This window comes from Ureibacillus endophyticus, assembly GCF_024159215.1.
In the GTDB taxonomy this organism is placed as follows: Bacteria; Bacillota; Bacilli; order Bacillales_A; family Planococcaceae; genus Ureibacillus; species Ureibacillus endophyticus.
In genome coordinates, this window is record NZ_JAMYWW010000001.1 from 3014150 (window position 1) to 3027365 (window position 13216).

The 13216-nt window shown below is 36.4% G+C and carries 9 protein-coding genes; all 9 read right to left on the reverse strand.

Annotation, left to right across the window (positions count from 1 at the left end; all coding sequences use genetic code 11):
- Positions 1–28 precede the first annotated feature (28 nt).
- On the reverse strand, positions 29–3103 hold the full coding sequence (locus NKR20_RS15005) for an AAA family ATPase (RefSeq protein WP_253427271.1): 3075 nt from the start codon (positions 3101–3103) through the stop codon (positions 29–31).
- Positions 3100–4272 (reverse strand): exonuclease SbcCD subunit D, encoded by a 1173-nt coding sequence (locus tag NKR20_RS15010; protein WP_253427273.1) that lies wholly within the window; start codon positions 4270–4272, stop codon positions 3100–3102. Before NKR20_RS15010 ends, NKR20_RS15005 begins: the two co-directional genes overlap by 4 nt.
- 284 nt (positions 4273–4556) lie before the next feature.
- Complete coding sequence (locus NKR20_RS15015; protein WP_253427275.1) at positions 4557–5786, reverse strand: aminopeptidase; 1230 nt, start codon at positions 5784–5786, stop codon at positions 4557–4559.
- Between the two features lies 1 nt (position 5787).
- A complete protein-coding gene (locus tag NKR20_RS15020) occupies positions 5788–6936 on the reverse strand; it encodes a DEAD/DEAH box helicase (protein WP_121213227.1) in 1149 nt (382 codons plus the stop codon).
- Positions 6937–7061: 125 nt separating this feature from the next.
- The gene (gene cuyB, locus NKR20_RS15025) at positions 7062–7772 is read right to left on the reverse strand and encodes a cysteate racemase (RefSeq protein WP_121213226.1); all 711 of its coding nucleotides are present in this window, start codon (positions 7770–7772) and stop codon (positions 7062–7064) included.
- A complete protein-coding gene (locus tag NKR20_RS15030) occupies positions 7769–8989 on the reverse strand; it encodes a carboxylate--amine ligase (protein ID WP_253427277.1) in 1221 nt (406 codons plus the stop codon). The genes cuyB and NKR20_RS15030 overlap by 4 nt, the downstream gene beginning before the upstream one ends.
- Positions 8990–9213: 224 nt before the next feature.
- On the reverse strand, positions 9214–10395 hold the full coding sequence (locus NKR20_RS15035) for an acetyl-CoA C-acetyltransferase (RefSeq protein WP_253427279.1): 1182 nt from the start codon (positions 10393–10395) through the stop codon (positions 9214–9216).
- A 16-nt stretch (positions 10396–10411) separates the two neighbouring features.
- Positions 10412–11908, reverse strand: a complete 1497-nt coding sequence (locus NKR20_RS15040) for a class I adenylate-forming enzyme family protein (protein ID WP_121213223.1) — start codon at positions 11906–11908, stop codon at positions 10412–10414.
- 59 nt (positions 11909–11967) lie between these two features.
- Positions 11968–13116 carry an acyl-CoA dehydrogenase family protein gene (locus NKR20_RS15045; RefSeq protein ID WP_253427281.1) on the reverse strand — a complete coding sequence of 383 codons (1149 nt, stop codon included), beginning with the start codon at positions 13114–13116 and terminating at the stop codon, positions 11968–11970.
- Positions 13117–13216 lie beyond the last annotated feature (100 nt).

Below are 13216 nucleotides of genomic sequence, written 5' to 3' on the forward strand. Positions count from 1 at the left end.
TGCACTCCATAATCAGAGTGCAGTTTTATTATTTAAGAGTAATTTTTGTCCTACTATACCCCTCTTTTAATTTCACCACTTCTAAAATAGCTGGCATAGCAGCTTTTAGTTCATTTACGTGGGAAATGACCCCAATCATTCGTCCAGATTTTTGAAGATCAATCAAAGTATCGATTGCTTTCATGAGGGATTCTTCGTCTAGTGAACCGAATCCTTCATCAATAAACATCGTATCAATTTGTACACTTCCTTGGAAGCTTTGTATCACATCCGCCATACCCAGGGCAAGACATAGTGAAGCATTAAATTTCTCGCCACCGGAAAGGGATTTTACATCACGTGATTGCCCAGTATACGTATCATATACATCAAGACTTAAACCACTTTGACGTCCGTGGGATTCTTGTCTGTCTGAACATTGTAAATAGTACTGACCATTTGATAAATTTCTCAATCGAATATTTGCAGCTTCCGTTATTTGCTCCAAATACCCCATTTGTACATATCGTTCAAAGGAGATTTTTTTACTGTTTTGCCCCCGTAATAAATTATATAAATCAATAATTTGAGCTGATACTTCCTCTAATTGATGAATTTCAACAGCTACACGATCTAACCTGTCTGAAAAATCAATTGCATGTCTTTCATACTCTTTCGTCAGATTAAGAGTTTGCAACGCATTTTCATAACATGTTTTTAATTCATTTAATTGTTCTTGTGCCTGTGATAAATCTACTTTCTCTATACCTTTTAATTGTTGACGTTCTTCTTGTACTTGAGTTGTTAAGGAATGAAGTTCATTGGAAAATGCCATGTAGCTTTCCTGAAGTTGTTGAATTTCCTGTTCAGAACGAATGGCTGCAATAAATTGCGAGTAACCATCAAACCCATTTTCTTTTATTGTTACAACTAACTGCTCTTTTGCAGTTTTTAAATTTTCTTCTAATTGTTGTAGAGTTTGGTTAATGTAATTATATGCCTCTTCATTGGAAACCACAGACTTCTCGACAGTTTGCAGATTTTTCTGTGCAGATTCCCATGCTTGATATAATACATCACGATGTTTCTTTGCTTCTTTTAGTGCTTGTTGCAATTGGATAAGTTCTTGCAAATGACTCGGAATAGAAAGACGTTGCTGTTCTAAAATCGTACGTTGTTGAACTAGCTGCTCATTGATGATTTGATAGTTTTGTTCCAGCTGTTTACGATTTTCATCTTGTTTTTCGTGCGAAATTTTCAACTGTTTTAACTGCGTTTTTAAATGAGCAAGTTGTTCTGCATCTTTTTGTAACTGTAGAACACGGTTGTTTACATCATTAAATTGTTGGAAGTATTGATTTTGTTCATGAATCGGTGCATGTAAGTTTTCTAAAGACTCTTCAAATTGTTTCGTTTGCATAAAGCTTGCGTTTAGATTCGCCTGAGCATTATATTTCATTTGCTCAATTTGAGAAAGATTCGACTTTAAATTCTTTAATGCTTGTTCATCGATAAGATCCATATGCTCACGATTCACAGTTTTGTGGTCTGTGCTTCCACATACAGGGCAAGGTGAACCAGGAACTAAATTAGCCGCAAGAAGTGCTGCTTGATTACTTAGCCATTTCATTTCTTCCTGATTATAGAGGTCTCTTGCATTTTCATACTCCGTTGAAATCTTCTCGAACTGCTCAGTTAATGTTCGATGACGTGATAAATGTTCATTGTACTTTGTAAAGGTTTGAACAACTTCGCGTAAATAACGTTGTTGCTCCATTGTCTCATTTAAATTTTGAACTTTTCCTTCAAGCTGCTCCACTTGTCCGTTTAAATTTAATAGTTGGTGTCGACTTTCTTCTAGTTGGACTTCAGCCTGTTGAAGATTAGATTTCGCCTCATTGTATTTCTTTGTGATTAAATAAACAACTTGCGTTTGTTTTTCGATTTGTTCATACAGAGGTAACAATTTTTCCAATTCAATTACTTCTTTGGTTGCGGCATCCCGTTCGTTCTGTTTTGTTAACTCTATTTCGTAAACTTCCTTTGCCTTTAATAGATCAGATTGAGCTTGCTTTAATTGATTAGCTATTTGTTCTAATCGACGTTGTTGGAGTTGCTTTTCTTCGTTTATTTCATGGCATCGTTTGTTTAATGGCTCAATTTTACTTGCACGAATCGCCGCTTCATAATCCTTTTTCATTTGGTCAAATTGTGGCTTTTGTTGTTCCATCTCCTGAAGATTAAAACGCTTTTTTTCATAGGCATCTAAACGATCATTAATCGCTTTGTTTGCCACATAAAGCTCATATTTCTCGTTATATTTATTAAGCGCCTCTTCGTATTGCTTTTTATCCTCTTTCATCTTCTGTTGATAAAATTTAATTTCTTCATCTAGACCGTCTTGGAGTTGATATATGTTCGAATGTTGATCTAATAAAGAAAATAATAATGATTCACGCTTAGGTAATGCCCCCGAAATTTGAGCAATGATACTATTTTTTAATGCCCTTGCTTCATTTAACTGTTGTTCAGCTTGCTTTTTCTTCTCTTCCAGTTTTTGTGCCATTTCACCGTATCGATCCGTCTTAAAAATTTTACGTAAAATGGCTTCTTTATTATCAGATTGAGAGGTTAAAAGTTTACGAAATTCCCCTTGAGGTAACATGACAATTTGGTTGAATTGGTCATATGAGAGCCCGATAATTTCTTCAAGTTTTTTGTTAATATCTGTCACTCGCTGACGTTCTACAACAGGAACTTCTTGTCCATTTTGAATTTCGAACAACTCGTATTTTTCACCCGTTGCATTTTTACGACCTTCTTTCACATGGGACAACTGACGCAATACACGATAAGTTTTATTATGAATATCAAAAACTAGTTCAACAGCGGTATGGATGTTGTCTTCTGCAAAATCGCTTCGAAGCATTTTTGTATCTTTTCTGTCTTGCCCACTACCGTAGCCATATAAAGCAAAACAAATTCCATCAAATATAGTCGTTTTACCCGCTCCAGTTGATCCAGAAATTACAAATAGTCGATTATTTTTAAGCTCTGTAAAGTCAATAATCTCTTCATTTTTATAAGGTCCAAAAGCACGCATAGTTAATTTTATTGGTTTCATTTAACGACCACCTCATTTGATTCGCGTTCTTCTGATAACATGTCTTGAAGTACTTCTTCAAAAAGCTGAAGTTGAATTTCTGTCGGCTCACTTCCTACAATTTCCTTATAAAAAGCATGGAATAAACTTTTATCGTCCATCTGTTCACGGCGAACTTGTCCTTCATTTTCGGTACTTTCAAACTTAGGAAGTGCTTTACGCTCAACATGCATTGCATTTGGATAAACTGTTCGAATTTGTTCCATTGCACCAATAACTGGAGTTAAATCTGTTAAACGAACGAAAACATAATCTTCACTAACTTCATGTTTTAAAATTTCTTGTATATTACCTTCTACGATGCGTAAGTCTCTTCTTGGAATAAACGGTCGTTTTGTAATGGATACTTGTCCATCTTGATCCATGTCTACAATTAGGAATCCTTTCTCATGATTCGCCTCTGAAGCCGAATATTTTAAAGGGGATCCTGAATAACGGATTGTTTCATTTAATACATAATGCGCCTTATGTAAGTGACCTAGCGCTGTGTAATGGAATGACTTGAAATATTGTGCACTAACACATTCTGATCCCCCAATTGCTAAAGGACGTTCTGAATCACTCGTATTTTCTTCCTTGTCTCCATGGGGTGTAATGAAAGCATGTCCAATGAATACATGTCGTTTTGACTTGTCCATCTTTTCTTCGATGGTCTCAATTATTTTTTTCATTGCATCGTCATAGTTGTTAATGGAATCGTCATTAAATAAATGTTTAACAGTTGATGGTTCTGCAAATGGGACTAAGTGGAAATGAACTTCTCCAAATTCATCATGTAACAGGATTGGCTGCAAGTTGGCGTGGAGTTCTCCGATAATATGTAATCCACTTTCTTTCATGAGCTTGCTTCCAAACTGTAAGCGAGTAGGACTATCGTGGTTTCCTGCAATACTTAAAACAGGAACTTTACGTTTTAAAACAATTTCAGCTAATATTTCATCCAATAAATCTACAGCATCTACTGGAGGTAATGAACGGTCATATAAATCTCCAGCGATGATGACGACATCGGGCTTCTCTTCATCAATGGCTTGCAAAAATTGATGTAGAACATGGCGTTGATCTTCCGTCATATAAACACCTTGCACAAGCTTTCCTAAATGCCAATCAGCGGTATGGAATATTTTCAAATACAACACCCTTCCAAATCATTTTCTCCATTATAACATCTTTCGCTATGAATCGTGATAATTTTACGAACAAATATTCGTTATTTGTTTTTTGGTGGGGTTTATTTGCTTTTTTGGGTCGGGTATTTGCCGATTTGAATTGGTTATTTGCCAGTTTGCGTTGGGTATTTGCTGATTTGGACTGATTATTTGCCAATTTAGTTATTTGTCAATTCGGACCAGTTTCGCCAGTCCGCCAAAATCTAAAAACCCACCACAAAATCGTGGTGGGTTTTTACACAATATCAAAACGCCCAGTTCCCTTTTCGGAAAATCGGTTCCTCTGTTCCATCTGGTAAAATGCCGTCAATATCCATTTCCGCGCTACCAATCATAAAGTCTTCGTGGGTAATGGATGTGTTAATTCCCAGTGCTTCTAGCTGGCCTTCCTGTAATTCACGGCCACCTTCAAAACAAGTTGGATATGCTTCACCAATAGCTAGATGGTTTGAAGCATTTTCGTCAAATAATGTGTTGTAATAAAGAATACCAGATGATGAAATTGGAGACTGATGTGGTACTAATGCCACTTCCCCTAAATAAGAGGATCCTTCATCATTTGCAATTAAATCTTGTAACAGCTCATTTCCTACCTCAGCCTCAGCTTTTACAATTTTTCCTTTTTCAAATGTAAGAGAGAAACCATCAATGATATTCCCTTGATATACTAATGGCTTTGTATTACGAACAACTCCATTTACACCATATTTACAAGGCAATGTAAATACTTCTTCAGTCGGCATATTTGCAATAAATGTCGTACCTTCTGGAGTTTTACTACTACCAGATACCCACAGATGTTTTTCTGGAAGTTCAATTGTTAAATCTGTTCCAGGTGCTTTATAGTGTAGTTTAGAATATTTCTTTTCATTTAACTGCTTAGCACGACTTTCTAAATTCTCTACATGTTTACGCCATTTCTCAACTGCATCGCCTTCACCAATACGAACCGTTTGGAAAATTGCTTCCCAAAGTGCATTTACTTGTTCATTTTCAGGTAAATCAGGGAATACTTTCGCCGCCCATTTTTGTGAAGGAACCGCAATAATGGACCATGCGATATCGTCATTCATTACAGCTTTACGATAACGTACTAATGCTTCTCCAGCTGCCTTTGTTTGTGCAGAAATTCGTGAACTTTGGATACCAGCTAATAGGTCTGGATCTTCCGCGTCAATCCATAAAAGTGCACCTTTACGTTCGATTAATTCATCGCGTTGGGCAACAATCCATTTTGGATACTTACTAAATTCCTCTTTTGCCCCTAATTCATAAAAGGCACGAGTAAACACAGGGTCAGTTAAGTTTACTTGAACTCTCCCTGCCCCAGCCTCATAAGCTTTTTTCACTACAATTCGAGTAAAATCCAATGTATCTGTTGAAGTGTTGATTAATAAGTATTGACCTTTTTGTATGTTAACGCCAACTTTTACTGCAAGTTCAGCGTATTGTTCTAGCTTTTCTTCAAACGTCATCTTATTTCCCTCTCTTTTGCGAAACAGTTTTTGAATTTCCTTCAACTAATTTTCCTTGATACCAAACTTTTTGAATTGTTTTTACACCCATTTCGCGTGTTAACTTTTTATACGTTTTTTCATCGCGATATGAAAGAAGTGTTAATACTTCACCATCTGCACCAGCGCGCCCTGTACGGCCAGAACGATGTGTATATTGTTCAATCGTATGAGGTGCATCAACATGGATAACATGTGTTAATCCTTCAATGTCTAATCCACGAGCAGCGATATCTGTTGCAATTAAAATTGTTGCCTCACCTTTACGGAAAGCATCTAACGCTTTTTTACGTTCTTCTTTTTTCATGTCAGAATGTAATGTTACAACTTTTGCATCTTTATATTTTAACTTTGACTCTTTCATTAATACTTGGTCGATATTGTTAACAAAGGCTAAACCGCGCAAACCTTCAATGTGAGCAAGTCTACGAAGCATATCTGTTTTATCACGTTCATCCACTTTGATAAATGTATGCACCACTTTACCAACTTGCACCATGTCTTCAGGTTTAATTTCGATGTGTACTGGCTCAAACATTAATCGACTCGCCACAAGTTTGATTTCATCTGTAATTGTTGCAGAGACTACAACTACTTGGCGACCATAAGCTGCACCTTCGATAAATGATTTTACAATCACACGATATTCACGACTTAAAAGTTGATCACATTCATCTAGTACTACCGTTTCAATTTCTTTAAGTTTTAACTTGTTAGCTTTCGCAAGTTCGTTTAAACGACCAGGAGTACCAACCACGATTGTTGGTTTCTTTTTCAGCTTTTCGATTTGACGTGCTGAGTTGGCACCTCCAATAAGTTGTTGAACAGTGATATCTGTTCCTGCTATCCATTCACGTATAACCTCTACAATTTGCATTGCTAATTCTTGAGATGGGGCAACGATTAAAGCTTGAGTTTGTTTTTTGCTCCCATTTACTTTATTTAAAATCGGCAATACATATGCTAACGTTTTTCCAGATCCTGTTGGAGATTCTGCAACAACGTCCTTTCCTTCAAGCATTGCAGGAATCATTTCATCCTGTACTTTCATCGTTGTTTCAAATTTCCATTTATTTTGTAATGTTTCATTTAATAAATTAATCACTGACATGTTATACCCACCTTTAGTTACTTGCGTTTAGTTTACCATAATTTAATGAAATTACACGATTTTACATAGTGGAATTTCATAGGAAACTTCCCCACCAAAAAAACCTGCCTAAAAATAGGCAGGCATTAAACTCTAATTGGATTATTTAATTCATAACCACATGCCATAATCGCACTTTCTGCAAGGACAATGAGGGAATCGATGTAACGATTACTTAATTTTAACTCTTTATTAATGATTGATAGTTCTGTACAGCCTAAGATTAATTTATCGCAATTGAGTTCACTCATCGCTTCTTCAATTGGTTGCCATTCCTTTAGCGATACGTCCCTACCTGCTTTTACATAATCATATATGATGGACATGATTTGTTTTTGAGTATCAGCATTAGGCAATACTGGTTCAATATTTTCTTCTATAAGTGCTTGTTGATATACTCCCGAAGTCACTGTCCCATCTGTTGCGAGTATTCCTACACGTTTTGCACCTAATATAGCCGCGCGTTTTGCCGTTTCTCGAATCATATGCAACACAGGAACTGGAGAACCTGATTGCAACTCTTCATAAAACGTATGGGCAGTATTACAAGGAATGCAAATTAAGTCAGCACCAGCGTTTGCAAGTTTGATAGCATCTCGAACTAAGTATGGAACAGGGTCTTCCTTTGTATTATCTAAAATGTATTCCGTTCGATCAGGGATTGTTGTGTCATTATCGATGATAGTATGAACATGTTCTTGGTCCTTTGATGCAAGTGTACGACGAACAATCATCTCACCGATAAACATAGTTGCTAATGGACCTACACCACCAATAATTCCTAATGTTTTTTTCATTCTTCCAAACCTTTTTTATTAAAGTATTTTTTATATTTTCGATAATAGTTTAAATTATTTAACGTTAGTTTTACCCATCGTTTTAAATTCATATCTTGTTTGAAATATAAAGAGTTTGTCCATTTGCCTTGGCGAATTAAACTTTTTGCTTCAATTTTCATTTTTTCGTTAGAAGCATATTTGAATAATACGCCTTTTGGGATGATCATCCATAGATGACGATTGTCCGCATATGTTAATTCTTGTTTGATATTTAACATATGGTCATCTGCAACATATTTCATTAAGTTATAGCCAGCTGCCGTAACGAAATAGCTTGAACGCCCGTTACGTAAATTAATTTCAAATAGTTTGTACTCACCATCACGGACATCGTATTTCATATCAAAGTTTGCAAATCCTGTATAGCCGATATCTTCTAAGAAGAAACGAACTTGATCCATTAACTTTTTATCATGAGTCGTGATAATTGCAGCGTAACTTCCAATGCCTTCAGGAGAATGTTCCTCTAAAATCGGGTTACCTAAACACATCAACTTAACTTTCCCGTCTTTTCCTACGTACGCATTTAATACACGCATGTAAGAATCATCACCAGGGATAAATTCTTGAACTATCATTGTATCTTGATAAGTCGATGCATAAATTGCTTTTAAAATAGCAGACTTTTCTGCCTCATCATGTGCAACGAAAACTTTCTTTTTCCCAGGGAAAGAACATGCCCAATAAGCAACTGAGTTAGATGCTTTTAAGATGATTGGATAATCAAATGGCGGTGTGAAGTCTTCGTAATTATCTGCAGTGACAGTCGTCGTACCAGGATATTTGAAATTATATTTTTCACACATTTTATAAAAGTTTTCTTTTAATAAGATTTGATCCATTAACGATTCATCGATATATGGGACTGTAAAGTATTGTTGTAATACTGGTTTATTTTTAATAATTAACTTCGCATAATCATCACCACATGCGAGAAGCAATAATTTTTTATCAGGGTATTGTTTTGCTACCTTTTCTAGGGCTGGGACAAATACTTCCTGCTGATTTAAATTTTTAATTTCTTGGAAATGTAGAATACGACTATCTTGTGTAGCCGTAAGATGCGAGCGTCCTAAAACGAGGGGTTTTAAACCATATGCTTCATAAAATGCTCGTGCCATTCCGTATGCGTTCATATCTGAACCTAATAATATTGGTAAAAATGGTTGTTCCATTGTGTTTCAGCTCACTTTAATGTATTTATATAAGGATTAGTTTAACATATTTTTTTCACAAGTTAATAAGCATACGTTACTAAATTTTTTCAGCTCAGACAAGTACAGAGCAACATCATAAAATAAAGAGTTTTATTGTTTTACAAGCTATTCAATTGATTCTATCTATCTTTAATTTTTAGAACGAAAAAAAGCCGGCTAAAGTTGCCAGCTTTACGTCAACATTATAAAGATTCGATCACCATAGCTATTCCTTGACCTCCGCCGATGCAAAGGCTAATCACCGCATATTTGCCGCCTCTTCGTTTTAACTCATAGGAAGTCGATAACGCTAGACGAGTTCCACTTGTTCCAACAGGATGACCAAGTGCAATCGCTCCACCATTTACATTCGTTATTTCACGATTTAAGCCAAGTTCTTTTTCCACTGCGATAAATTGTGCAGAAAAGGCTTCATTCACTTCAACTAAATCCATATCTGATAGGGTTAAATTTGCTCGCTCTAATGCTTGTTTGATAGCAGGGACTGGACCAATACCCATTATTGTAGGGTCAACTCCCGCTACACCCCAAGAGATAATTCGTGAAATTGGTTTTAAGCTATTTTCTTGAACTGCTCGCTCACTCGCAAGTACAACTGATGCTGCCCCATCATTGATGCCTGATGCATTGCCGGCAGTAACCGTTCCATCTTTTTTAAATGCTGGTCGAAGTTTCAATAAAATTTCTGTTGATGTGTTTTCTTTAATATGTTCATCTACTTCAATCGCTACTTCACCTTTTCTCGTTTTCACGTAAACGGGTACAATTTCTTCCTTAAAGTAGCCTGCTTCTCTTGCATGGGCTGCCCTTTGGTGAGATTGTACGGCAAATTCATCTTGTTCTTCCCGTGAAATATTATATATTTCTGCAAGTTTCTCTGCCGTCATGCCCATTCCTGAACCAGTATATTGGTCTGTAAGTGTTGCTTGTAACATGTCAACAAATTGGAGATTCCCAAGCTTTTGTCCGTTAAATCTTTGTTCAAAATTAGCGAATGGCGATTGAGACATATTCTCTGCACCACCTGCAAGAACAAAATCTGCTTCACCTAACAAAATTTGTTGAGCTGCTGTAACGATGGATTGAAGACCTGATCCACATAAACGGTTTAAAATAAGGGCAGGGACATCTTGTGGGATGCCAGCTTTTAATCCGATATGTCTTGCTAAATAAGCCGCATTTACGCCTGTGTGAATCACATTACCGTAAATAACATGATCGATTTGATCAGGTTCTACATTTGAACGTTTTAACGCTTCGATTGCAGTAACTGTCCCAAGTTCAGTTGCATCGACGCTAGCAAATGAACCTCCAAAAGAAGTGAAAGCTGTTCTTGCCCCATCTACTATATAAACATTTGTCATGACGAATCCCCTTTATTTATGAATGATTTTCTACAAAATTAGAACGTAACGTGTGTTTTAACACTTTCCCTGAAGCATTTCTTGGTAATTGCTCTATAAATTCTACTTCTTGAGGGACTTTATATTTTGCTAATTGAGTTTGACAGTACTCTAAGATTTCCTTTTCCGAAATGGCTTCCCCGTTTTTAATGACAACAAATGCCTTTGGAACTTCCCCATATACTTCATGAGGTACCCCTACGACTGCTGCTTCTAATATTTGTGGAATTTGGTACAGAACTTCTTCCACTTCAACCGGATAGATATTTTCTCCACCGCGGTTAATCATATCTTTCTTACGGTCCACGATATATAAAAATCCTTCCTCATCAAATCGTCCAAGATCCCCGGAATATAACCAGCCATTTTGCACTGTACGTGCTGTTTCTTCAGGATTGCGTAAATAACCTTTCATCACTTGTGGACCTTTCACACAAATTTCGCCCACTTCTCCTATAGGTACTTCCTCACCAAAAGCATCGACTAATTTGATTTCTGTTCGCTCTAATGGACGCCCTACAGAACCAATTTTTGTTAAAGCATGTTCATCCGTTAACGAAGAAGCTGCAGGTGTATTTTCTGTTTGGCCATATAAGTTTTGTACTTTTACGTTAGGAAATGAATCCTTTAATTGTTTCACTAACTCATAAGGCATCGGTGCTGCTCCGTAACAGAATAACCTTAAATGTTCAAATTGGTAGTTTTTCAGTTCTGGTTTGTTTAGTAATATTGTGTACATTGCCGGAACACCGAAGAAAATAGTAGCCCTTGTATCTAGTAAATTTTTTAATGTTCTATCTGGTGAAAACGCCTCTTCAATAATGACCGCGCCCCCTTTATACATCGTCGGCACTGCAAATACGTGACTTCCTGCACAATGGAATAATGGTGTACAAATATACATGCGATCATTTCGATTCATCTTCATTGAACTCGACCAAATTTCTGCCGTCTCGAAAATATTTTGGTGTGTTAACATGACTCCTTTTGGCTTTCCTGTTGTACCGGAAGTATACATAACCACCGCTGTATCATTTGTTTTTAATGTTGGAAGTTTTACATATTCCCCGTTCCGACTCAAAATTTCATTAACTTGTCCAACACTAATTTTTTCTTCAAATGGATGTTTAGAGTTTTCGATTGTTTGTTGAATTTTTTCATCGTAAAATAATACTTTCGCTTCTGAATGAGAGAAGATATATTCTACTTCTGGTGGTGCTAGTTTCGTATTTACAGGCATACATGTTAACCCAGCTAGTTGTATACCGTAATAAACGGCTAAGAAGTAATGGGAATTCCCCATAAACTGCGCAACAATGTCTCCCTCTTTATATCCTTGTTGTAATAAATAACTTGCGATTTTTTGAGCATTTTTATAAAGCTCACTGTAGGTCCAGCATTGCTCTTCAAATTGAACTGCCGGTGAATCTGGATTACTCATTGCATGTTGTCTTAACACATTTGTAATAAACATTTAACGTCCCCCTATAATTTAGTGAACATAATCTCTATGTGTTTTTATGAAATTCAGCATTATTTTAGAATTTCTTTTGCAATAATTCCTTTCATAATCTCAGTCGTTCCTGCGTAAATCGCTGCAACAGGAATATCTCTATAGCGTCTGGCAATCTCGTATTCTTCCATATAACCATAGCCTCCATGAAGTTGAAGACATTCTGCTGCTACACGTTTTGCCATCTCACTAATCCACCATTTCGCCATGGACACTTCTTTTACTATGTTTTCCCCTGCAATATGCTTTTCTACTAGTGAGTTCACATAAGTTCGGCCAATATCAATTTCTGTCGCCATTTCTGCTAATTTAAATTGTGTATTTTGGAAATCTGAAATCCTCTTGTTAAATGCTTTACGTTCTTTAACATAGTCAGTCGTTATACGAAACATTTCTTCTGCCTCAATTTGCACTTCAATGGCAACGATGAGCCGCTCTTGCTGTAATTTTTCCATTAGGTAGTAAAAACCTTTTCCTTCTTCACCTAATAGATTACTAGCCGGAACTTTTGCATCTTCAAATATTAGCTCGCCTGTATCTGCAGAATGCATGCCGATTTTTTTTAGCAGTTTTCCTCGTTTAAAGCCTGGTGTACCATCTTCTACAACAATTAAACTAATTCCTTTATATGCTGGGGTTGCTTTTGGATCTGTTTTACAAACGACCACAACATAATCAGCATTGATACCATTTGTAATAAATGTTTTTTCTCCATTTAAAATATAGTAGTCTCCTTCACGCCGAGCAGTCGTTTGAATTCCCGCTAAGTCTGAACCTGCTCCTGGCTCAGTCATCGCAATAGCAGAGATAAACTCCCCACTTACGCTCTTAGGCAACCACTTTTCTTTTTGCTCTTTTGTTCCGTAACTTTCAATATATGGTGTAACAATATCCGAATGCAAAACGATACCGCTCGCTAGTCCAGCTCCAACTCTTTCTAACTCTTCGGCTAAAATCATGGAATAGCTAAAATCTAATTGTAATCCACCATATTTTTCTCCTACTTGAGGACATAAGAAACCATTTTCACCTAACTTTAACCAAAACTCTCTAGGGATTCCTCTGTTTTGTTCCCATTCATTAAAGTAGGGAATTGCTTCTTTCTCTAGCATTTTTCTAAGAGATTTTCGAAACATTTGATGTTCATTCGTTAAAAATTGTTTGACCATCCAATCCCCCTAATCCAGATTATAGAATTTTCTGATAATTTTACACTTATTATAACGATGTATTCGCTTACAATCAATAAAAGGAAATTCAATACTAATT